At 71.0% G+C, this 20,782-nt stretch carries 26 protein-coding genes; 13 read left to right on the top strand and 13 right to left on the bottom strand.

What is annotated here, in order from left to right:
• Positions 1 to 314 precede the first annotated feature (314 nt).
• Positions 315 to 782, top strand: a complete 468-nt coding sequence (locus tag ACIQVI_RS28965) for an NUDIX hydrolase (RefSeq protein WP_403601125.1) — start codon at positions 315 to 317, stop codon at positions 780 to 782.
• 49 nt (positions 783 to 831) lie between these two features.
• Here ACIQVI_RS28965 and ACIQVI_RS28960 read toward each other — a convergent pair whose 3' ends face one another.
• Together ACIQVI_RS28960 and ACIQVI_RS28955 are read right to left on the bottom strand one after the other, a co-directional pair.
• Positions 832 to 1,413: a hypothetical protein gene (locus tag ACIQVI_RS28960; protein WP_403601122.1), complete on the bottom strand. Its 582-nt coding sequence runs from the start codon at positions 1,411 to 1,413 to the stop codon at positions 832 to 834.
• A 176-nt stretch (positions 1,414 to 1,589) separates the two neighbouring features.
• Positions 1,590 to 2,375: a hypothetical protein gene (locus ACIQVI_RS28955; protein ID WP_403601119.1), complete on the bottom strand. Its 786-nt coding sequence runs from the start codon at positions 2,373 to 2,375 to the stop codon at positions 1,590 to 1,592.
• A gap of 105 nt (positions 2,376 to 2,480) precedes the next feature.
• Here ACIQVI_RS28955 and ACIQVI_RS28950 point away from each other — a divergent pair, with 105 nt between their 5' ends.
• The gene (locus ACIQVI_RS28950) at positions 2,481 to 2,735 is read left to right on the top strand and encodes a type II toxin-antitoxin system Phd/YefM family antitoxin (RefSeq protein WP_403601116.1); all 255 of its coding nucleotides are present in this window, start codon (positions 2,481 to 2,483) and stop codon (positions 2,733 to 2,735) included.
• Positions 2,732 to 2,983 (top strand): type II toxin-antitoxin system RelE/ParE family toxin, encoded by a 252-nt coding sequence (locus ACIQVI_RS28945; protein ID WP_403601113.1) that lies wholly within the window; start codon positions 2,732 to 2,734, stop codon positions 2,981 to 2,983. Before ACIQVI_RS28950 ends, ACIQVI_RS28945 begins: the two co-directional genes overlap by 4 nt.
• A gap of 34 nt (positions 2,984 to 3,017) precedes the next feature.
• On the opposite strand, the gene ACIQVI_RS28940 is transcribed toward ACIQVI_RS28945, so the two are convergent.
• On the bottom strand, positions 3,018 to 3,653 hold the full coding sequence (locus tag ACIQVI_RS28940) for a flavodoxin family protein (protein WP_403601110.1): 636 nt from the start codon (positions 3,651 to 3,653) through the stop codon (positions 3,018 to 3,020).
• Between the two features lie 251 nt (positions 3,654 to 3,904).
• Between ACIQVI_RS28940 and ACIQVI_RS28935 the strand changes: the two genes are divergently transcribed.
• Positions 3,905 to 4,096 carry a hypothetical protein gene (locus ACIQVI_RS28935; protein WP_351972540.1) on the top strand — a complete coding sequence of 64 codons (192 nt, stop codon included), beginning with the start codon at positions 3,905 to 3,907 and terminating at the stop codon, positions 4,094 to 4,096.
• Positions 4,097 to 4,135: 39 nt separating this feature from the next.
• Here the strand turns inward: ACIQVI_RS28935 and ACIQVI_RS28930 are convergent, their stop codons facing one another.
• Positions 4,136 to 4,516, bottom strand: coding sequence for a PLD nuclease N-terminal domain-containing protein (locus ACIQVI_RS28930; RefSeq protein ID WP_351972541.1), 381 nt, complete (start codon positions 4,514 to 4,516; stop codon positions 4,136 to 4,138).
• A gap of 90 nt (positions 4,517 to 4,606) precedes the next feature.
• Between ACIQVI_RS28930 and ACIQVI_RS28925 the strand changes: the two genes are divergently transcribed.
• The 3 genes from ACIQVI_RS28925 to ACIQVI_RS28915 all read left to right on the top strand — a co-directional run bounded on the left by ACIQVI_RS28925 (position 4,607) and on the right by ACIQVI_RS28915 (position 7,702).
• Positions 4,607 to 6,064, top strand: a complete 1,458-nt coding sequence (locus ACIQVI_RS28925) for a menaquinone biosynthesis decarboxylase (protein WP_403601106.1) — start codon at positions 4,607 to 4,609, stop codon at positions 6,062 to 6,064.
• Positions 6,061 to 6,963 carry a menaquinone biosynthesis prenyltransferase MqnP gene (gene mqnP, locus ACIQVI_RS28920; RefSeq protein ID WP_403601103.1) on the top strand — a complete coding sequence of 301 codons (903 nt, stop codon included), beginning with the start codon at positions 6,061 to 6,063 and terminating at the stop codon, positions 6,961 to 6,963. The genes ACIQVI_RS28925 and mqnP overlap by 4 nt, the downstream gene beginning before the upstream one ends.
• A 70-nt stretch (positions 6,964 to 7,033) precedes the next feature.
• Positions 7,034 to 7,702, top strand: a complete 669-nt coding sequence (locus ACIQVI_RS28915) for a UbiX family flavin prenyltransferase (RefSeq protein WP_403601100.1) — start codon at positions 7,034 to 7,036, stop codon at positions 7,700 to 7,702.
• Here the strand turns inward: ACIQVI_RS28915 and ACIQVI_RS28910 are convergent.
• Positions 7,699 to 7,836: a hypothetical protein gene (locus tag ACIQVI_RS28910; protein ID WP_163013768.1), complete on the bottom strand. Its 138-nt coding sequence runs from the start codon at positions 7,834 to 7,836 to the stop codon at positions 7,699 to 7,701. The genes ACIQVI_RS28915 and ACIQVI_RS28910 overlap by 4 nt on opposite strands.
• A gap of 137 nt (positions 7,837 to 7,973) precedes the next feature.
• On the opposite strand from ACIQVI_RS28910, the gene ACIQVI_RS28905 reads away from it, so the two are divergent.
• Together ACIQVI_RS28905 and mqnE are read left to right on the top strand one after the other, a co-directional pair.
• Complete coding sequence (locus tag ACIQVI_RS28905; protein WP_017241016.1) at positions 7,974 to 8,429, top strand: Lrp/AsnC family transcriptional regulator; 456 nt, start codon at positions 7,974 to 7,976, stop codon at positions 8,427 to 8,429.
• Positions 8,430 to 8,493: 64 nt separating this feature from the next.
• A complete protein-coding gene (mqnE, locus tag ACIQVI_RS28900; protein WP_125666111.1) occupies positions 8,494 to 9,657 on the top strand; it encodes an aminofutalosine synthase MqnE in 1,164 nt (387 codons plus the stop codon).
• 60 nt (positions 9,658 to 9,717) lie between these two features.
• Here the strand turns inward: mqnE and ACIQVI_RS28895 are convergent, their stop codons facing one another.
• Together ACIQVI_RS28895 and ACIQVI_RS28890 are read right to left on the bottom strand one after the other, a co-directional pair.
• Positions 9,718 to 10,584, bottom strand: coding sequence for a GyrI-like domain-containing protein (locus ACIQVI_RS28895; protein WP_403601096.1), 867 nt, complete (start codon positions 10,582 to 10,584; stop codon positions 9,718 to 9,720).
• 124 nt (positions 10,585 to 10,708) lie between these two features.
• Positions 10,709 to 11,242 carry a GNAT family N-acetyltransferase gene (locus tag ACIQVI_RS28890; protein ID WP_403601093.1) on the bottom strand — a complete coding sequence of 178 codons (534 nt, stop codon included), beginning with the start codon at positions 11,240 to 11,242 and terminating at the stop codon, positions 10,709 to 10,711.
• Between the two features lie 129 nt (positions 11,243 to 11,371).
• Between ACIQVI_RS28890 and ACIQVI_RS28885 the strand changes: the two genes are divergently transcribed.
• Both ACIQVI_RS28885 and ACIQVI_RS28880 read left to right on the top strand, forming a co-directional pair.
• Positions 11,372 to 11,638, top strand: coding sequence for a DUF4229 domain-containing protein (locus tag ACIQVI_RS28885; RefSeq protein ID WP_121828976.1), 267 nt, complete (start codon positions 11,372 to 11,374; stop codon positions 11,636 to 11,638).
• A 392-nt stretch (positions 11,639 to 12,030) separates the two neighbouring features.
• Positions 12,031 to 13,377 (top strand): dicarboxylate/amino acid:cation symporter, encoded by a 1,347-nt coding sequence (locus ACIQVI_RS28880; protein ID WP_403601090.1) that lies wholly within the window; start codon positions 12,031 to 12,033, stop codon positions 13,375 to 13,377.
• 115 nt (positions 13,378 to 13,492) lie between these two features.
• On the opposite strand, the gene ACIQVI_RS28875 is transcribed toward ACIQVI_RS28880, so the two are convergent.
• The 6 genes from ACIQVI_RS28875 to ACIQVI_RS28850 form a co-directional block, all read right to left on the bottom strand.
• Positions 13,493 to 13,711, bottom strand: coding sequence for a DUF6087 family protein (locus ACIQVI_RS28875; RefSeq protein ID WP_403601086.1), 219 nt, complete (start codon positions 13,709 to 13,711; stop codon positions 13,493 to 13,495).
• Positions 13,712 to 13,743: 32 nt separating this feature from the next.
• Positions 13,744 to 14,916: a methyltransferase domain-containing protein gene (locus ACIQVI_RS28870; RefSeq protein ID WP_403601083.1), complete on the bottom strand. Its 1,173-nt coding sequence runs from the start codon at positions 14,914 to 14,916 to the stop codon at positions 13,744 to 13,746.
• 225 nt (positions 14,917 to 15,141) lie between these two features.
• Positions 15,142 to 16,260: a hypothetical protein gene (locus ACIQVI_RS28865; protein ID WP_403601081.1), complete on the bottom strand. Its 1,119-nt coding sequence runs from the start codon at positions 16,258 to 16,260 to the stop codon at positions 15,142 to 15,144.
• 16 nt (positions 16,261 to 16,276) lie between these two features.
• Positions 16,277 to 17,155 carry a 2-dehydropantoate 2-reductase N-terminal domain-containing protein gene (locus ACIQVI_RS28860; RefSeq protein ID WP_403601079.1) on the bottom strand — a complete coding sequence of 293 codons (879 nt, stop codon included), beginning with the start codon at positions 17,153 to 17,155 and terminating at the stop codon, positions 16,277 to 16,279.
• Positions 17,152 to 18,303, bottom strand: coding sequence for a hypothetical protein (locus ACIQVI_RS28855; protein ID WP_403601076.1), 1,152 nt, complete (start codon positions 18,301 to 18,303; stop codon positions 17,152 to 17,154). The genes ACIQVI_RS28860 and ACIQVI_RS28855 overlap by 4 nt, the downstream gene beginning before the upstream one ends.
• Positions 18,303 to 18,473, bottom strand: coding sequence for a hypothetical protein (locus ACIQVI_RS28850; protein WP_403601074.1), 171 nt, complete (start codon positions 18,471 to 18,473; stop codon positions 18,303 to 18,305). The genes ACIQVI_RS28855 and ACIQVI_RS28850 overlap by 1 nt, the downstream gene beginning before the upstream one ends.
• A 206-nt stretch (positions 18,474 to 18,679) precedes the next feature.
• On the opposite strand from ACIQVI_RS28850, the gene ACIQVI_RS28845 reads away from it, so the two are divergent.
• A complete protein-coding gene (locus ACIQVI_RS28845) occupies positions 18,680 to 19,930 on the top strand; it encodes a helix-turn-helix domain-containing protein (RefSeq protein WP_403601071.1) in 1,251 nt (416 codons plus the stop codon).
• A gap of 207 nt (positions 19,931 to 20,137) precedes the next feature.
• Entirely contained in the window at positions 20,138 to 20,782 is a 645-nt protein-coding gene (locus ACIQVI_RS28840) for a TetR/AcrR family transcriptional regulator (RefSeq protein WP_351972548.1), read from the top strand.

Genomic DNA, 20,782 nt, shown 5'->3' with positions numbered 1-20,782 from the left:
CGCCACAGGGTGAAGGACTCCGCGTGAGAACTTTCGAGAACATCCGGCCGGAAGACGGGAAGGACCGGCATCCTGTGCGACGTCACCGCCGACTACGAGGATCCGGCAGAACTGCCCGGCGAGCGCCAGAAGCGACCCATGGAGTTCCTGAGGCCCGAGCGTGGGGGCAGGGAGTGGTCGGTCCCGCTGGACACGGTCGTTTCCGTGGCCCTGTACGGGACGGTGTCTGCCACCCCCTTGCAGGGAAGCAAGCACATGCCGGCCAGCTCCGACCGGGACGAGTCACCGCCACTGACCAGGAGGGACCGCCGCCCATGGGCAGGACCGAGTACTACAACGACCCGAACGCCCCCAAGGCCAACACCCTCATCCCCGCCAGCAACCTCCTGGTCGTCGACGACGACGGCGCCATCCTGCTCCAGCGCCGCCGTGACACCGGCCAGTGGGCGCTGCCCGGCGGCGCGCAGGACATCGGCGAGACCGCCGCCGAGTGCGCGGTGCGCGAGTGCCTGGAGGAGACGGGGATCGTCGCCGAGATCACCGGCTTCCTGGGCGTCTACACCAACCCGCACCACATCGTGGCGTACACCGACGGCGAGATCCGCCAGCAGTACGAGAACACCTACATCGGCCGCCCCGTCGGCGGCGAGCCCACCGTCAACGACGAGGCCGACGGCGTCCGCTTCGTCCAGCCGGCCGACCTCGACCGGTACGACATCCACCCCAGCATGAGCCTGCAGATCGGCGACTACCTCGCCGGCACCTACCCCCACCTCGGCTGAGCCGCCGGCAACGCCTGTACCCCCGGAGCTCAGGGGCTGGAGGTGGCCGTCAGGTGTAGACGAGGGGGCAGCCGCGTCGGATCGAGTGCTGGGCGGCGCGCAGGAACAGCGCGACGTAGAAGGCCGCGTCCAGGTCCTCGCTCCACAGGCCCGTTCGAGCGGCGGCCGGAGTCTTTGCCTGGTTCCTGAACCACGTGCTCAGGTCGAGGTTGTCGCACGTCGCGGGGATTTCGGGAGGCAGATCGAGGATCGCTGCCAGTTTCTCCGCGAGCGGCAACACCTGGGGGGCTCCGGCGACCATGGACGCGTGGTCGTCGGAGTCGATGGGCAACCAGATCTCCTCGTCGAGCGGGAAGGGCACGAGGACGGTCCAGCCGCAGAGGATCTCCAGTTCCTCCCGTGACAGGTGCGCCTCGCACAGGGTGAGGAACCCGGTCATGGGCGGGGCCAGCTTCTCCTCGAAGGCCTGCCCGGATCCGGGTGCGAAGGCCGTCTCCGGGGGCACGTCCTCGTAGGGCGGCAGGCCCCGCCGCTTGAGTTCGGCGTCGAGGGCCGAGGCGACCTCGCCCCATCCGTCTTCCCCGTCCTCGAACCAGTCTTCCGCGCCGACGCTCACCAGGTACACGCCCATGCGGGGAAGTTACCGCGCGCGTCCGACATCGGTCAGGGCGGGAGCGGACCGGCCGGGGCACCGAGGCCACGCCCCCGTTGCAGCGGGCTCTCGACGGAGTCGAAGCGGGCGTACGCCGTCTCGTCCTCGTCGTTCATCACCCGGAACCCTGCCCGACCGGGTGCCGGGCCGCCGGGTCAGAACGGCGGGTCTTCGGCGCAGCCGCCCGTCCCGTCGGTTGTCCGCCAGGAGTTGATCTCCGCCAGGCGGCGGTCACGAAGTTCGCGGGCCGTGACGTCGCTCGCGTTCTCCAGGCCGCTGATGTCCTGGCCCCAGGCTTTCAGCGCGTCCAGGGAGAGGTCCCGGTAGCGGCTGTCGGGGCTCGTGGCCAGCAGGTGGCGCGCGTGCTCGATCAGCTCGCCGCGATGCGTGCCGAGAGCGGGATGCTCCGAGAGAGATATCGCGGCAGCGAGGGCCGTGTCGCGTACGTCCGCGTTCTCGTGGCCGAGGAGAGGGCGGACCGCGGAGAAGAGCACCGGACGCAGATCTCGGAGCGCGCGCATCTCGTGGTGGTCGTCGAGGAACCCCTTACCGAAGCGGCGTTCGCCGAGGGCTACACGCTCGTCGTCGGCGTCGTGGGCAAGGTCGCCGAGTCCTTCGAGCAGTCGGACGAGGGTCGGGCGGTGCGGCCGCGTGCCGTCACCGTGGCCGTGGCCGTCGCCATCCGTTGTGACGACGGGATGGTCGAGGACGGCCGCGACGTACAGCGCCACGGGCGCGGCGGCCTCGTAGACGGTGTTCTGATCGTTCACCGCCCGGAACACGGCGTCGGCGGCGGCCTCCCGGACGTCCGGATCGACGTCGAGGAGGCGCGTCAGCATCTCCGGCAAGGACGCGCCGGTGCCGTACGCGATGCCGAGCGATGCCCAGTCCGTGCTGTCCAGCAGCTCTTGGTGGTGGGGAAGCCCGCCGGGGGTGGTCATGGGCGGAGGGTATGCGGTCCGTGCCCTTCGGAGGCCTTCCGTGTCGAAGTCCGAACGGTATCGACGGGACTGTGACCAAAGCGCGTGAAATGTACATTTCTGCACATGAGTGAGACTCTGCCGATCACCGAGGCGCGGGCGAAGTTCGGGTCGTTGGTCCGCCGTGCGTCCCACGCCCGGGAACGCATCACGATCACCGATCACGGCCAGCCGGCGGCCGTGCTCATCAACCCGCAGGAGCTGGCCGACCTCGAAGACGCCCTGGCCCTGGCCAGGTACCGCGAGCGTCAGGCCGCCGGGGGCGCGGCCACTGTGTCCCACGACGACGTCCGTGCCCGGCTCGGCCTGGAGCGCGGGTGACCTACGCGATCGTCTGGAGCGAGCCCGCCGTCGACGCGGCCGCCCGCTTCCTCAAGGACGATCCCGACGGGCTGCGGCAGCTCATGGACGCCGTCGACCTGCTCGCCGACCGGCCCCGACCCGAGGGCAGCGCTCCTTACGGCTCCCCGGACCTGCGCCGGATGCACGTCGGGTTCTACCGGGTCATGTACGAGATAGCCGAGGACACCGTCACCATCGTGGCCATCCACGTGGGCCGCCTCGGCTGACATCCCGCGCCGGTACACGATGAGGGGACCGTCCCTACGCGACCGCCGCCCCCTCCTCGTACGGGAACAGCGCGAGCGGCGTCTCCCCCTGGAAGAAGGTCTTCGCGCGGATCAGGGCCGACTCGTCGGCGCGGACGCGGCCCGGGCGGGAGCCCGTGCCCGTCAGGACGCCGCCGAAGCGCATCCGGAGGTAGGCGGCCGAGTGGTGGAGGGAGGTGACCAGGCCCTCGGCGACGACGTGCTCGTCGTGGGACAGGGCCGTCACGCCCCACAGGGTGCGGTCCGCCATGCGGGCCTTGAAGTCCGAGCCCGGGAAGTTCAGCCAGCCCGACCAGTAGTCCAGGTAGCGCTTGGTCTGGGCCGAGAAGGTGTACCAGTACAGGGGCGAGACGATGACCACGTCGGTCGCCGCGACCGTCGCCTCCAGGAGCATCTTCTCCGTCTCGTTCACCGGCGGGCCCGTGATCTCGTGCCGCCCGTCCTGGAAGTCCGGCAGCGACAGCTCGTTCAGGTCCACCCAGCGCTGCGGGACGCCCGCCGGCAGGTGCGCGGCCGCCTCGCGGGCCAGGATCTCCGAGTTGCCGTCCGCGCGCGAGCTGCCCAGGACGAAGAGGAACGAGCGGTTCGAGAAGTCCGGGGAATCCGGGGCGTGCGGGGTGTCCAGGGGCATGGCTGGGGCTCCGTCTCGTCGTGAGGTCTCCGGTGTCCGGTGTCCGGTGCCAACTCCGGCTTCCGCGCGGGTATTCCGGCGCCCGCGGCCCGGCCCCGTCCGCCCTCCGTCACCCCGTCCGCCCTCTTCGCTGCCGCCGATCGGCTGAGGATCCGAGGCCGCACCGGCCCGGTGCCCGGGCGGCCGGGGGCGGAAGGCCTAGCTTGCGGAGTGCCGCGCTTCCGCGGAGCCCCCGAACCGAGAGTTCCTCCATGCGTTCCCTGCTGACCGCCCTCGCCGCCGGCGCCCTCCTCCTGGGCGCCGCCGGTGCCGCCAGCGCCGACGTGTACGTCGACTACGAGCCGGAGGACTCGTACACGATCGTCTTCGGCGACTGGCTCCAGTTCGCGGGCGGCGACGTCTTCAACGCCGGTCACGACAACACGGTCGGCTCCGACAACTGAGACCGGGGCGGGGGCCTCGTCGAGAGGCCCCCGGGTCCGTCAGGCCTCGTTCTCCTCGCCCCGCTCGCGCCGCTTCAGCTCCTCCTCGCGGCGCCGCAGGTCCGCCTCCCAGTCCTTGAGGAGGTCGTCGTCGTCCTGCTTTCCGGGGGCGTCGTCCTTGAGGGACTTCAGGAACTCCGGGTTGTCGTCGGGGGCCACCCAGCCGCCCGCACCCCGGCCGCCGCCGGCCCGGCGCCCCGTCCCGCGCTCCTTGCCCGCGACGATCCAGCCGATCGCGCCGACGATCGAGAAGAGCAGGATCACGATCGCCCACACCGGCTTCGGGAGGTGCTTGACCTCCTCCTCCGGTGTGTTGAGGCAGTCGATGAAGGCGTAGATCATCAGCGCCAGCGGCAGGATGAACAGCAGCGCCCTGAGCATGTGGGACAGCCCCCTGGAAGCGGTGGCGGGGGCGCGCTTCGGCGGCCCCGGTGACAGGTCCAGGGTAGCCGGTGACCGATACTTGCCCCTATGGCTTACGACGATCTCCGCTCGCTGCTCAGGGCCCTCGAGCGTGATGGCGACCTCAAGCGCATCAAGGCCGAAGTCGACCCGTACCTGGAGGTCGGGGAGATCGTCGACCGCGTGAACAAGGCGGGAGGCCCGGCGCTCCTCTTCGAGAACGTCAAGGGCTCCTCGATGCCGCTGGCGATGAACGTCTTCGGGACGGACCGCCGGCTGCTCAAGGCCCTCGGCCTGAAGTCGTACGGCGAGATCAGCGAGAAGATCGGCGGGCTCCTCAAGCCGGAGCTGCCGCAGGGCTTCGTCGGGGTCCGCGAGGCCTTCGGCAAGCTGGGCTCGATGGTCCACGTGCCGCCGAAGAAGGTGAAGTCCGGCGACGCGCCCGTGCAGGAGGTCGTCCTCACCGGCGACGACGTCGACCTGGAGAAGCTGCCCGCGCTCTTCACCTGGCCGAAGGACGGCGGCTCCTTCTTCAACCTGGGGCTCACCCACACCAAGCACCCCGAGACCGGCGTGCGGAACCTCGGCCTCTACCGGCTCCAGCGGCACGACAAGCGCACCATCGGGATGCACTGGCAGATCCACAAGGACAGCCGGAACCACTACGCGGTGGCGGCCGAGCGGGGCGAGCGGCTGCCGGTCGCGATCGCCTTCGGCTGTCCGCCGGCCGTGACGTACGCCTCGACGGCCCCGCTGCCGGGCGACATCGACGAGTACCTCTTCGCCGGCTTCGTGCAGGGCAAGCGGATCGAGATGGTCGACTGCAAGACCGTGCCGCTCCAGGTCCCGGCGCAGGCCGAGGTCGTCGTCGAGGGCTGGCTGGAGCCGGGCGAGATGCTCCCGGAGGGCCCCTTCGGCGACCACACCGGCTTCTACACCCCGCAGGAGCCCTTCCCCGCGCTGAAGATCGACTGCGTCACCATGCGGAAGCGTCCGCTGCTCCAGTCGATCGTGGTCGGCCGGCCGCCGACCGAGGACGGGCCGCTCGGGCGGGCGACGGAGCGCTTCTTCCTGCCCCTGCTCAAGATCATCGTGCCGGACATCGTGGACTACCACCTGCCGGAGTCGGGCGGCTTCCACAACTGCGCGATCGTCTCGATCGACAAGAAGTACCCGAAGCACGCGCAGAAGGTCATGCACGCCGTCTGGGGCGCACACATGATGTCGCTGACCAAGCTGATCGTCGTGGTCGACAAGGACTGCGACGTCCACGACCTGCACGAGGTCGCCTGGCGGGCCCTCGGCAACACCGACTACGCCCGGGACCTCACCGTGGTGGAGGGCCCGGTCGACCACCTCGACCACGCCTCCTACCAGCAGTTCTGGGGCGGCAAGGCGGGCATCGACGCCACGAAGAAGCTCCCCGAGGAGGGCTACACCCGGGACGGCGGCTGGCCGGACATGGTCGAGTCGGACCCGGCGACGGCCGCCTTGGTGGACCGGCGCTGGAAGGAGTACGGGCTGTGACCACCGCCGCCGTGCCGGGCGCCCAGCCGGGGCGTACGAAAGCGTTCCTGCGGCTCGTCATGATCGAGCACTCGGTCTTCGCGCTGCCCTTCGCCTACATCGCCTCGCTCACCGCGATGTTCCGGACGGACCAGCGGATCCACTGGTGGACGCTGCTGCTCGTCACCGTCTGCATGGTGGGCCTGCGGACCTTCGCCATGGCCTGCAACCGGATCATCGACCGCGAGATCGACGCGCGTAATCCCCGGACGGCCAACCGGGAGCTGGTGACCGGGGCGGTGTCCGTGCGGTCCGCGTGGATCGGGGCCGGGATCGCCGTCGTGGTGTTCCTGGGGGCCGCCGCCCTGCTCAACCCGCTCTGCCTGGCGCTCGCGCCGCTCGCCGTGGTGCCGATGGTGGTCTACCCGTACGGGAAGAGGTTCACGAACTTCCCGCACGCGATCCTGGGGCTGGCCCAGGCCATCGGGCCCATCGGGGCCTGGCTGGCGGTGACCGGGGAGTGGTCCTGGGACGCGGTGATCCTGGGGCTCGCGGTGGGCGTCTGGATCGGCGGCTTCGACCTGATCTTCGCCTGCCAGGACGTGCGGGCGGACCGGGCGCACGGCGTGAAGTCGGTCCCGGCCCGCTTCGGGATCCCGGCCGCCCTGTGGGGCGCCCGGGGCTCGGCGGTCGTGACCACCGGACTGCTCGTCTGGTACGCGCTCGCCACCGGCGCCGGGGTCTTCTTCTGGATCGGCCTGGCGGTCGTCGTGGTGGCCTTCTGCTACGAGCACACGATCGTGAAGCCGCACGACCTGTCCCGGCTGAACCGCGCGTTCTTCACGACGAACGGCTTCATCGGGATCAGCCTGTTCGTCTGCGCGCTCCTCGACCTGCTGGTCCGCGGACTCACCCCGTAGCCCCGGCGTCCCGGTCCCGTCCCGCACCGCCCCGGATCGTCCCGGACCCCTCACGGATAGGCTCGACGGCATGAACGACGGCAAGCGCACCCCCTGGATCGTGGGGGTTTCCGGGGCGTCGGGCACGCCGTACGCCGCCGCCGTCCTGAGGGGGCTGCTCGCCGCCGGGGAGAGCGTCGACCTGGTCGTGTCGCGGGCCTCGCGGCTGACCCTGCTCGACGAGACCGGGATCTCCTTCCGGGACGCGCACTGGCGCGAGGACCTGGCGGCCTGGCTGGCGCGCGGCGCCGACGGGAAGCCCGACACGTTCGAGACGGACCTGGACGACGTGCGGTACTGGCCGGCCGGCGACCTGGGCGCGGGCCCGTCCTCGGGGTCGTACCCGGCGAAGGGGATGCTGGTGGTGCCCGCCTCGACCGCCGCGGTGGCGGGAGTGGCACTGGGGCTCTCGAAGGACCTGCTCCAGCGGGTCGCGAGCGTGACGCTGAAGGAGCGGCGGCCGCTGGTGGTCGCCGTGCGGGAGACCCCGCTGAACGGGCAGACCCTCCGGCACATGGTGGCGCTGGACGAGGCGGGCGCCGTGGTGCTGCCCGCCTCTCCGGCGTTCTACGCGGGGGCGACGCACATCCAGGACCTGGTGGACTTCGTCGCCGGGCGGGTACTGGACGCGGCGAAGGTGCCGCACCGGTTGTACCGCCGCTGGGAGGGAGAGCTGGGTGCGGCTCTCCGGTCCGATTAGCGCTTCTTGGCGCGCTTCTGCGGAGCGCGCTTCGAGGCGGGGACGGGCTGGTGGGCACGCGAGCGGTTGGCCAGGTCCTGCAGCTCGCGCATACGGGCGTAGGCCATCTCGATCGTGTACACGGTGAACACCACTCCTGAAGATTCCGAACCCGAGGGTTCTTAAAGATCGACTCTGATCTGCTGAAAGATTCACAGGGTGTCGTCCCTGTGTACCTTAGATTCTATACCTAAACTCGCGGTATCGCTGGACAATGGAAGGCCTCATACCTATGGACGCCGTGGACAGGCAGCTCATCCAGGCCCTGCGCGAGAACGGGCGTGCCTCGTACGCCGAACTCGGCCGGCTCGTCGGGCTCTCCGGCCCCTCCGTCACCGACCGCATCAACCGTCTGGAGGCGGCCGGGGTCATCACGGGCTACCGCGCCACCGTCGACGCCGCCTCGCTCGGCCTCGGCGTCACCGCCCTCATCGGCATCTCGCTCTCCGACGCCGCCGACCACGAGGACGTGGCCCGCCGGCTGAAGGACCTCGCCGAGATCGAGGACTGCTGGTTCATCGCCGGCGACGACTCCTTCATGCTCAAGGTGCGCGCGAACGACGTCGACGGCCTGGAGAAGACGATCCGCCGCCTCAGCGGCACGAAGGGCGTCTCCCGCACCCGTACGACGATCGTGCTCTCCACCAAGTGGGAGAACCGCGTCGGGGAGCTGCCCGAGGAGGGCTGACGGCGGGCCTGAGAGTACGGTGAACGGCGAAGCACGGATATCGGAGAAAAAGGGAGGCGGCCGCATGGACGCGGGGCTCAAGCGTGAGCTGGAGCAGAAGGTCCGGGACGGTGAGCGGCTGAGCCGTGAGGACGGCATCGCCCTGTACGAGTCCGACGACCTCGCCTGGCTCGGCGGTCTGGCCCACGAGGTCCGGACCCGCAAGAACGGCGACGTGGTCCACTTCAATGTCAACCGGCATCTGAACATGACCAACGTCTGCACCGCCTCCTGCGCCTACTGCTCCTTCCAGCGCAAGCCGGGCGAGAAGGACGCGTACACCATGCGCATCGAGGAGGCCGTGCGCCTCGCGAAGGCGATGGAGAACGAGAACCTCACCGAGCTCCACATCGTCAACGGGCTGCACCCCAACCTGCCCTGGCGCTACTACCCGCGCTCCCTCTCCGAGCTGAAGAAGGCCCTTCCGAACGTCTCCCTCAAGGCGTTCACGGCCACCGAGATCCACCACTTCGAGACGATCTCCGGGCTCTCCGCCTCCGACATCCTCGACGAGCTGATCGAGGCCGGTCTGGAGTCGCTGACCGGCGGCGGCGCCGAGATCTTCGACTGGGAGGTCCGGCAGCACATCGTGGACCACCGCACCCACTGGGAGGACTGGTCCCGGATCCACCGGCTCGCCCACGAGAAGGGGCTCAAGACCCCCTCGACCATGCTCTACGGGCACATCGAGGAGCCGCGCCACCGCGTCGACCACGTGCTGCGGCTGCGCGAGCTCCAGGACGAGACGAACGGCTTCCAGGTCTTCATCCCGCTGCGCTACCAGCACGACTTCGTGGACATGAAGGACGGCAAGGTCCGCAACAAGCTCCAGGCGCGCACCACGATGGCGACCGGCGCCGAGGCCCTGAAGACCTTCGCGGTCTCCCGGCTGCTCTTCGACAACGTGCCGCACGTCAAGGTCTTCTGGGTCATGCACGGCGTCCAGACCGCGCAGCTCGCGCTCCAGCACGGCGCCGACGACATGGACGGCTCGGTCGTCGAGTACAAGATCACGCACGACGCCGACAACTACGGCACCCCGAACAAGCTGGGCCGCGAGGACCTGCTCGAACTCATCCGGGACGCCGGCTTCCGGCCGGTCGAGCGGAACACGCGGTACGAGATCATCCGCGAGTACCCGGGGCCGGACGCGGAGCGGCGGGAGTCGCCGCAGCCGATGCGGGTCTGACGCCCGCGGGGGTTCGGGGAAGGGCCGGTGGGGTTTTCCCGCCGGCCCTTCCCCGTGCCCTCACGCCTCCGTGCGCTCCACCGGGATCCACAGCTCCGCCCGCGCCGTCGTCCAGTCCTCCGAGGGGCGGACGGCGAGCAGCTCGGGGCCCGGCCTGCTCGCGTACGGGTTGGACGGGAACCACTGGGTGAAGACGTCCCGCCAGAGGTACTGGAGGGCCTTCGGGTAGGGGCCCTCGTTCTCGAAGACGGCCCAGGTCCCGGCGGCCACGTCGAGCGCGTCGAACTCCTCCGGGACGTCGGCGCCGCTCACCGCCCCGTGCCAGTAGTCCAGCTCGGCGCCCTCCTCGCGGCTGTCCGAGAGGTGGGTGACCGCCGACAGGACGCCCCCGGACTCCCCGTCCGAGAGGCGGGCGAGCCGGGCCAGGCCCTCCCGGCCGATGGACCGGATGTGGGCGGCGATCGCCGGGTTCTCCCCCTCGTGGACCAGGGGGACCCGGGCCCCGCGCCCGACGATCCGGAAGGCGTCCTTCTCCACGATCCTGTACCGCATGGTGCTGTTCCCTTCGACGACGAGGCGGAAGGACATGCGCGGCTGGGAGCGCAGCGCGGCCCCGGTGCGGCGGGCCTCGCCGGGGCCGACGCCGTGCACCGCGCGGAACGCGCGGGCGAAGGCCTCCCCGGAGCCGTAGCCGTAGCGCACCGCGATCTCCAGGAGCGTCCGCTCGCCGGCGAGCACCTCGGCGCCCGCGACGGTGAGCCGCCTGCGCCGTACGTACTCCGACAGCGGCATCCCCGCGAGCGCCGAGAACAGGCGCCGGAAGTGGTACTCCGAGGTCGTCGCGATCCGGGCGAGCCCGGCCGGGTCGAGGTCGTCGCGGAGGTGTTCCTCGATGTGGTCGAGGGCCCGGTTCAGCCGCTCCAGCACGTGGTCCGTCCTTCCTTTTCCGTGTCCTCACCGTAGGAAGGGGGCCCGGTGCCGGACCCGACATCCTGTGCCCGGTCCGGTCGGGTGGGGTCCGGTCGGGGTGCGGTTCGTCGGGTGCGGTTCGTCAGGTCAGCGGGAGCAGCATGACGATGTCGTCGCGGTCGTCCCCGGGGGCGACCCGGATCGCGCCGGGGACGCGGCCGACCTCCTTGTAGCCGGACTTGGCGTAGAAGCCGTCGACGCCGGTGCCGCCCCGGCAGGTGAGCCGGATCGCCTCGATCGCCTCGAAGCCCCCGGCGGTACGGGCGGTGCGCTCGACCGCGTCCATGAGGTCGCGGCCGTACCCCCTGCCCTGGTGCCGGGGGTGGACCATCACGGTGTAGAGCCACACCCAGTGCGTCATCAGGGGGTGGGTGTTGAAGGTGAAGAAGGCGGTGGCGGCGACCTCGCCGTCCTCGTCGCGGCCGACGAGCAGCCGGGTGTCGCCGCGGGCCATGTCGACGAGGTGCCGGAGCAGGGCGGGGCGGATCTCGTCGGGGGTGACGGGCGGGACGAAGCCGACGGCGCCGCCCGCGTTGGAGACGTCGGCCCAGAGGGCGAGGACGCCGTCGCGCAGGGCGGGGCCGACCGCCGGATCCATCTCGAACGTAAGGGTCATTGGGTGAGAGTATCCATTACCCATTAGGTGCTCAAGGGGGTTGGTTCCCAGGGGGGCGCGGCCCCGTGCTTCACTGGGGAGGACGTTCGCCCCGTAGGGGATCTTTTCGGAACGGAAGAGTGGACTGACATGCTCCGTTACACGGTGCTGCGGCTCGGCATCTTCGCCGGGTCCTTCCTCGCCCTGTGGGGGCTGGTCTACGTCGGCGTGCTGCCGCGCGGCCTCGGCGACTCCAACCTGCTCTGGGTCCTCGTCCTCTCCATCGTCGTCTCCGCCCCGCTCAGCTTCGTCCTCCTGCGCGGACAGCGCGACGACATGAGCGCCGAGATCGTGGAGAAGGTCGACCGCGCGAAGGGCCGCCTCGCCGAGAACCGGTCCCGCGAGGACGCGTCGTAGGGCGTCGTCCCCCGGCCGTGGAGGCCGCGTAAGGATTCCGTAAGTTTCATCACACATCTACCCCCGGGCGGGAGCTTCCAAGGCTCCGGCCTGGGGGTTTCTGCGTTTCGGAGGCGGAGGGGCGTCTCCGTACCCCAAAGAAGAGCTTTGAGGTTCTCAAAGTTCAAGTGTTAACGTGTTCGACATGAAGACCGCAGCGCGCCTCACCGACGCCGCGAGCAACCCGCTCGTGGCGCGCCTGCACGTCGATCTCTGCCGCTGTATGTCCGCGGCCTGTTGTCGCCGCGAGCTCTGACCTCCCCGGCATCATGCAGCGGCCCCGCGCACGAGCGCGCGTGTGCGCCGCACCCCCGTCCCCCGTATTCCCCCGATACGCCCTGTGGAGTGTGTCTGTGTCCGCGTCCGTTTCCGAGGCCCCCGAGGCCCCCGAGGCCAAGCCCTCGTCCCGGATACCCAAGGTCCCCTTCTGGGCCCAGATCATCGCCGGTCTCGTCCTCGGCGCCCTGCTCGGCTGGATCGCCCGCAGCCAGGACGTCTCCTGGCTGAAGGAGACCCTCGGCCAGGTCGGCGACATCTTCGTCCAGCTGCTCAAGCTGGCCGTCGCCCCGCTCGTCTTCTTCGCGATCCTGGTCTCGATCACCAACCTGCGGAAGGTGAACAACGCCGCCCGGCTCGCCTCCCGCACCCTGCTCTGGTTCATGATCACCTCCCTGATCGCGGTCGCCATCGGCCTCGCGATCGGCCTGATCACCAACCCGGGCTCCGGCACCGGCCTCACCCCGCAGGACGGCAAGCTGCCGAAGCGCGAGGGCTCCTGGATCGACTTCCTCACCGGCATCGTCCCGACGGACGTCATCACGCCCTTCACCGAGCTGAACGTCCTCCAGATCGTCTTCATGGCCGCCGTCGCCGGCATCGCCGCCCTGAAGCTCGGCGACCGCGCCAAGCCGATCCTCGCCCTCTCCGAGTCGGTCCTCGAACTGCTCCAGAAGGCCCTGTGGTGGGTCATCCGCCTCGCCCCGATCGGCACCGTCGGCCTCATCGGCTTCGCCATCGCGGACTACGGCTGGGACCTGATCGGCAAGTACGCCACCTTCACCGCCGACGTCTACGTCGGCTGCGCGATCGTCCTCTTCGGCGTCTACCCGCTGCTGCTCGCCACGGTCGCCAAGGTCAGCCCGCTCCACTTCTTCAAGGGCGCCTGGCCCGCCATCCAGCTGGCCTTCGTCTCCCGCTCCTCGGTCGGCACCATGCCGCTCACCCAGAAGGTCACCGAGCGCCTCGGCGTCCCGAAGGAGTACGCCTCCTTCGCCGTCCCGTTCGGCGCCACCACCAAGATGGACGGCTGCGCCGCGATCTACCCGGCGCTCGCCGCGATCTTCATCGCGCAGATCTTCGACGTGCAGCTCGGCATCCAGGACTACCTCCTGATCGCCTTCGTCTCGGTGGTCGGCTCGGCGGCCACGGCCGGCCTGACCGGCGCGACCGTCATGCTGACCCTGACCCTCTCCACCCTGGGCCTGCCCCTGGAGGGCGTCGGCCTGCTCATGGCGATCGACCCGATCATCGACATGATGCGCACCGCCACGAACGTCGCGGGCCAGGCGCTGGTCCCGGTGATCGTCGCCGCCCGCGAGAAGATCCTCGACCACACCGCGTACGAGAACGCCTCGGCGTCCCCGATCGACGACCCGACCGGGACGCGGACCGAGGACGAGAAGGTCCTGGTCGCGGCCTGACCGACACGTCACGGCTCCCGGTGCCCCCGCCCCCTGATGGGCGGGGGCACTACGGTTTCGCCCCCTGGGGCGTCCAGGGCTCGGCAGCGTGCAGAGCTGTCGGACCCCGGGCCGATCAGGGCCGGTGCAGGAACGCGGCGGCCTCGGCCGCGTTCTCGGCGACGCCGACCGGAACCCAGTGGCCGGCGTCGTCGCGTTCGAGCAGGAGCCGTGGTTCGTCGGGTGCGAGATGGGCGGCGTTGACGCCGGGGGCGAGGGGCGTGGCCCTCCGGATGCCGGTGATCTGCCGGTCGGAGGCCCTGCGCCGGTCGCGGCGGGCGGCCCACTCTTCCAATGGTTCCTCGAACAAGGCGCTCGCCCTCTCGGTCACCACCCGGGCAGGACGTTGCCGGGGCTGTCCAACCATGGTGCAGTACGCTCCGGTGTGACGGTGAGGCCGAAGCGTTCGAGCTCCGGGTGCCCCTGGGTCTCCCACCAGCCGTACGCGGTCTCCACCGCCTCCCAGAGGCGGCGCGGGCCCTGCTGGTAGACCTCGCCGGGGCGGTGCTCGTCTGGCCAGGTGACGGCCGCCCAGGACCGGTCGGTCAACGAGTACAGCCAGACGGCCGGAGCTCTGTCACGGTTGGTGTGGGCGGTGTGCGCGAGGTCGGGCACCGCGTGACTGAGCACGAACGCGGCGTCGGCGAGCCGGTCGGGCCGGAGGTCCGTGGCCGTCGGCTTTGGCCAGTCCTTCACGTATTCCTCGACGTCTGGCCAGGTCAGCCGGTGGGAGCGGGCCTTCATGAACTCGACGGGGGCCACGAACGGGCCGGACGCGGTCCCGTCGGGGTGGACGGTGAGGCGGACGACGGCGTCGTGGTTGCTGTAATGAGTGCCGTACGGGACGACGATCACGCCGCCCGCCCGTACCTGACCGAGCCAGGCGGCCGGGACAGTACGGACGCCGAAGGTGCACAGCAGCCGGTCGTACGGCCCGGCGGCCGGATGCCCGGCGAGGGCGTCCGCGGTGACCGCCCGGACGTGGAGCCCGTGGCGGCGGAGGCGTTCGCGGGCAGCTGTGGAGACCGCCGGGTCGACGTCGCAGGTCATGACGGTGCCGGGACCGCAGCGGTGGGCGAGGAGACCGGCCGTCTCCCCGGTGCCTGTGCCGGCGTCGAAGACCGTCATGCCCGTGTCGGTGTCGAGTGCGGCGAGCATCCGGTACACCGCACTGGGTTGGGACGAGGACGAGGTGGGCACCGTCCCCGGCTCCGGCCCCCGGTGTCGCCCGTCGTCCCACTGAGTGACGAGGGGGACGTCCGAGTCGGCGTACTTGTACCAGGTGGTGGGGTCGGTGCGCCGGTCGACGGCGACGGGAGGGGCGGCGGCTGTGCCGCCGGTCTGCCGGTTGAGGAACGGCCACATCAGGTCGGGCAGGAACCAGACCCGGTCGACGGCCGAGAACGCGGGCGCCCAGTCCGATTGCAGGGCGCCCGATGCGATGAGGCAGCGCCCCAGCTCGGTTCGGCCGGGGCGCTCCTGGTGAGCTTGCGGGGTCACGGGTTACCGGTGCTTCCCGCCACCGGACGGCGTGCTCGTGTCAGGGTTGGACGGGGGCGGTGGGGGCGGGGTGGAGATCGGCGCGGACCCGCCGCTGTGGCTGCCGCCTCCGCCTCCGCTGTTGCCCTCGCTGTTGTCTCCGCTCCCGCTGTCGTTCGCCACGGTGTCCTCCTCTTGGCCGGTGGTGCCGGATCTGCCGGGCGGTCGCCGGGCAGAAGTCTGTTGTCAGTGCAGGAGTCGGGCGGCCGTCTTCTCCAGAAGCGCCGTGTTCGCGACGGTGTCGTGGCCGAGGACGAGGACCTGCCGGGGCAGAACGGTGAGCTGGTCGGCCAGGCCGGGGGCGGCGCCGGTCATGGGCAGCAGGCCGAAGACGTCGGGGTAGCGGTCCTCGGTGCCGGCGGTGAAGAAGTCGGCCTCGCCGAGCCGACGGGGCTCGTCGACGAGCCGCGGTTCGGTGCCGGGGACGATCCGGGGGAACAGCAGCCCGGCGGCGGCGCCTTCGGTGGCCAGTGTCATCCTGAGCCAGGTGTCGAGCTGGTCGGGGAAGAACTGGGGCTTCATCTCCTTGCCGCCGGCCTTCCACAGCGGCGCGCGGCGGTCGGCCAGCAGCGCGTCGGTGACCCGCTGGTCCTGGGTGGGGTGCATCGGTTCACCGGCCCGCAGCCGGTCGGCGATGTGCTCGAACAGGCCGAGGGCATCGAGGAGGCCGAAGCCGAAGGCGGCGGCCGACGGCCACGGCAGGACCCGTACCCGACCGCTCTCGACCCGGGCGAAGACGCGGTCGTTGGCGAGGAGCCGCCACCCGGCGCGGGCCAGGAGGACGGCCGTGGTGGTCTTGCCCGCGCCCTTGTCGCCGAGGGTGAGCAGCGTCGCCCCGTCCTCGCGGGTGACGGCGGAGGCGTGAAGGATCTGCCAGCCCTCGACCAGGAGCATCCCGCGTACGAGTTCGCGGGCCAGGCGGGCGGCGGCGGTCGCGACGGAGGTCTCGTCACACCCGGCGATCCGCAGGCGGCGGACGGACGGTTCCCACCGGTAGGCGAGCCGGTCGCCGGGCTGCACGGCCGTCACGGTGCCGGCCTCGTCGCGGGTGTGCAGCATGAGGGAACCGGCGTAGTCGGCCTCGGACGGCTCGCGGCCGGAGACGGCCCGGGCCAGCTCCTCGTACTCGCCGGAGTCGAGATCGGCCGATACGACGGGACCGGTGATCGGCGGCTCGGCGGGGGCAGCGTTCCACCAGGAGCCGAAGTAACGGGCCGACCAGTCGGTGACGGCGGAGGTGCGGCTGGTGACGGTGACGGCCTGTCCGTCGGCCGTGGCGATGCGGGTGGCGGTGCGGTCGGACATGAGGGTCGGGTCTCCTTCAGACGGCGATCTGGTCGTACGCGGTACGGAGTTTCGCGGCGGCGGCCTGGAGCTGTACGGCCTCTCCAGGGCTGAGCGGGGGAAGGCACACGGTCGGGATGCCGGCGGTGAACCGCAGCGGCAGCCCGTACCAGTCGCCCCGCCACGAGGTGGACAGTTCGATCACCCCGTCGGTCAGGCCGAGTGCGTGGGTGAGGGCGGCGACGGTGGCTCCGGCCGGCCCGGACCGGGTGCGGCCGATGCCTTCGTTGATGCGGCGGGGCCGGTGCCGAAGCTCGTCGCGGACCTGCTGCAAGGGCACGGGCACGGGCCGGCCGTGGACGGTGGTGGAAGACGCGCAGATCACGGCGTGGTCGCCGTGCTCGCCGATCACGTGCCCCTGGACAGCGGCGACGGGGACGTCCAGGAGACGGGCGAGGATGAGCTGGTAGCGGACGGTGTCGGTGTGGGAGCCGACGCCAAGGACCGTGCCGCAGCCGGACACCTCGGCGAACAGACGGGTCATCACGTCGACCGGGTTCGTCACGACGATCACGATGCCCCGGTAGCCGGTGAACTGACGGGCCAGGGCGGCGATCAGCGGCGCGTTCGCCGTCAAGCCGGCCATGCGGACGTCGCTGGTGGCAGCGTTGGCGAACGCCGTCCTCGGGCACACTACGATCGCGTCGCAGTCACCCATGACGGCAGGGACGGCGTGAACGGCCCGGACGTGGGAACCGGTGGCCTGCCCCATGTCCTCCAGATCGGTGGCCAGGGCGGCCGCACTGCGACCGTGGCCGGAGGCGACCGCGATCGTGTCGCACCAACCCGAGGATGCCAACAGGGTGCCGACGGTCTGCCCGACCGCTCCGGCTCCGATCAGTCCGACGGCTGTCACGAGGTGGCCGCCTTCGCCGCATTGTCCAGGCACAGTAGCCACACGCTGCGGACGTCCCGGAACGAGACGAGCGCGGCGGTCGAGCGGTCGAGCATGTCGCACACCGCCCCGGCCTTCGCCATCACGGCAACCGCGTGCCCGCCCAGGGGCAGGCCGGACGGAGCCGACAGGTAGGTGGACAGGATGTTCGTGGTGTCCATCAGCCACATGACCGTGAGCTGACGCAGCCAGGCGTCCCGCTCGGCCCGGTCGCTGCGGGCCGTCATCGACGCGGCGAACGCCGCGATCCCGCCCAGGACCGCGCGGGCGTCCAGGACGTCGCCCGGCGGGCGGGCGATCAGATTCAGCACCACGCGGGAGACGAGCTTGGCGGCGTCTCCGGCCGGACGGCCCCACATCAGGCCGGGGTCGAGGAACACCGGCCGTCCGTCTGCCGCGTCGGGGAACACGGCGTGTTCGGGCTTCAGGTCGCCGAAGACCACCGCCCGGGTCGACGGGGCCGGAACCCGCTGGGCCCGCCGCAGCCTGGTGACCACGGCCGTCAGCGTCTCGGCGTGCTCGGTCTGCCGTAGATACGCCTCGCCGGACAGGCCGTTGAACTTTCGCAGGAACGTCGTGGTGATCGACCTCTCCCGGATCTCGCTCCGCTTCACCCGGGCGGCCACTCCCCGGCGCCGGAGCCCGGCCGCGACCTCGCCGGTCACGAGCTGCAGAAGCTCGGCGGTGCGGCCCGGCTCCTTGCCGATCAGGTCGGCCAGGGTCGGCCCGGCGGCGGGCACGGTGAACAGCACCCCGTCCCGGTATCCGGCGACCTGTGGGACATGGAGATCGGCCGGGCCGGCGAGGGCCGCGAGCTGGGCGGCCTCCCGTTCCAGCAGAGACCCGGGCGAGGTGACGTAGGCGGCCTGTGTGTTCCGTACAGCCGCCCAGTCCCCGCAAGACCCCCGCAGCAGAGACACCAGGGACACGCCGAGGACCGACAGCTTCGCGAACAGAGGCCGCCCGTCCACGTCGAGCTGCTGAACATAGCTGGTGACACTCGGCGTTACCGCCCCCATCCGCACCTCGGCCTGCGGCCACAGTCCGCAAGCGGCCTGCTCGACCTGATCGGCCGCGTAGGCGAACACCTCCTGCGGCGCGGGCGGCATCACACCGACCACCCGCCGTCGGGCATCTCGGTGTCCGGGACGATCAGGGCCACCGCCGGATCGTGCACCTCGTCGGTCACCAGGGTCCCGACCGTGCCGAGCGTGGCCGCCGTGCCCATGACCCGGATCCAGCCCGGAACGGCGGCCGGACCGGGGACGTGTAAGCGCATGGCTCTCCTTCTCCGAGAACGTACTGATGGCTGCCGCCGGGGCCGTACGGCTGGAACGAAAACGTCCGGCCCCGGCGGGGTTCACCCATTCAACGGCCGGGGCACACAAGGAGAGAGGGGCCGGAAAGGGGTCCATTTCCTTGGCGGGGTGCCAGGTTGGGGGGCCAGGATGGAAACCTCACCCACTCGCTCGGGAGGTGCGGCCCATGATGTGCCCAGACGGGATCGGCGCGTTACTCCGACAGATTCGGCAGAACGCCGGCCGGACCCGTGAAGACCAGGCTCGACAGATGGAGGCCGCGCAGGGCGGCCGGTGGTTCGACCCGGAGAACCTGAAACGCTGGGAGACGGAACGACGCCTCCCCACCCAGGGCTCGTACGAGACGATCGCCGACGCCTACGGGCTCACGGTCGAGGACGTACGCCGGGCTGTGGCCGCCTCGCGGCAGTACCGGCGTAGCCAGGGCAAGGAGAACGAGGACGTGAACCGGCGGCGTTTCATAGAAGTAGCGGCAGCAGCGGCAGGGATCGCCGCCCTGCCCGGCATCGCACAGGCCCGCGAAGGCATCGACGGCGGCCTCAAGGGCGTCAGCGGCGGCGACCTGGCCTATTTGGAGTCGGCGTTCGAACGGCACCGGGGTGGCTACCACGGCCGGTCACCCGACGCCGTGCTCGCCGAGATGCGAAGCGACCTCGACCTCCTCGGCCAGGTCCTCAATCAGCCCCACCCCGCCAAGGACCGGGCGGACCTGGCCCGCACCACCGCCGGAATCGCCGGGCTCGTCGCCATCGTCCAGCACGACCGGGGCGACCAGCGCGACGCCTTCCGATGGTTCACCACCGCCGAGAAAGCCGCCCGGGAGTCCGGCGACCGGCGCATGACCGCCTGGGTTCTGGCCCGGCACGCGATGGTCCCGCTCAACTACGGGGCTCCCGAGGTCGCCGCCCGCCTTGCCGCGAAGGCCCGCCACGCGGCCGGCGACACCCCCACGGCCGCCGCCGCCCTCGCAGCCGCGGTGACCGCCCGGTCCCTCGCCGCGATCGGCGACACCGATGGCGCGACCGGCGCGGTCCGCGACGCGCGGAACCTCGCCGACCGGCTCGGCGGCCAGGAAGCCGCCGACACGTGGTTCGGCTACCCGGGACAGAAGCACTTCGTGCACCTGTCCCAGGCGTACACGCTGCTCGGAGACACGGCCGCCGCGTACGACGCGCAGGATGACGCCCTCGTCCTCACCGCCTCACCGTCGGTGATGACCAGGGCCCTGCTCGCGATGGACACCGCCGCGTGCCTCTGGGCGGACGGCGATCCGACAGGAGCGGCCGAGATGGCGGCAGGCGTGTTCGACCGGCTCCCCACCAGCTACCGCGAAGGGCTGGTCCGGTCCCGGGCCGAGGCCCTGCGCCAACGTCTCGACGGCAAGGCCCGAGCCCATCTCGGCGACGTGCTCGCGTGAGTCCGCGAGGGGGACTCACTGTCCTCCCTCGAACGGTCTACTGATTCGCGAAAGGGGCAAAACCTTCTTCTTGGGGTAATCCGCCTTCATGTGCGTGGATCTTTCCCGACGCCCTGCACGCGAGTGGGTCCTGCCGAGCGGGGACACTACGCTTCTCCGGGGGCGGTCGGACGATCTTGCGGGCAGCGGGAAGAAGGGGTGGGAGCCATGGCCGACGGTGCGAAGGCGCGGCGGCTGCCGCGTGCCGTGCGGGAGCGGCAGATGCTCGACGCGGCCGTGCGGAGCTTCGCACGGCACGGGTACCAGACGGCCTCCATGGACGAGATCGCCGAGCTCGCGGGGGTCTCCAAACCGCTGGTGTACCTGTACCTGAACTCCAAGGAGGAGCTCTTCACCGCCTGCATCCGGCGGGAGGCGGGGGCGCTGCTCGCCGCCGTGGCCGCCGGGGTCGGGGACGGGGAGCTGCCGCCCGACGAGCGGCTGTGGGCGGGACTGCTCGCCTTCTTCACGTACGCCGCCGAGCACCCCGACTCCTGGGTGGTGCTGAGCCGGCAGGCCCGGACGCAGGGCGAGCCGTTCGCGACCGAGGCGTCCCGGATGCGGGAGGGGATCGCGGCCTACGTGGCGGGGCTGATCGGCGAGGCGGCGCGCGCGGCGCACGGGGCCGGGACCATCACGGAGCGGGACGTGACCGCGCTCGCGCAGGCCCTGGTCGGCTCGGCGGAGTCGCTGGCGACCTGGGCGAACGAGACGCCGGGGGTGACGGCGAAGGAGGCGGCGGCGACGCTGATGAACTTCGCCTGGGCCGGGCTCGGGAACCTCATGAAAAGCGAGCGCTGGTCTCCCCGTTGA

The organism is Streptomyces sp. NPDC098101 (assembly GCF_044760185.1).
Taxonomy (GTDB): Bacteria; Actinomycetota; Actinomycetes; order Streptomycetales; family Streptomycetaceae; genus Streptomyces.
This window is presented reverse-complemented; position numbering and strand designations above follow the sequence as displayed.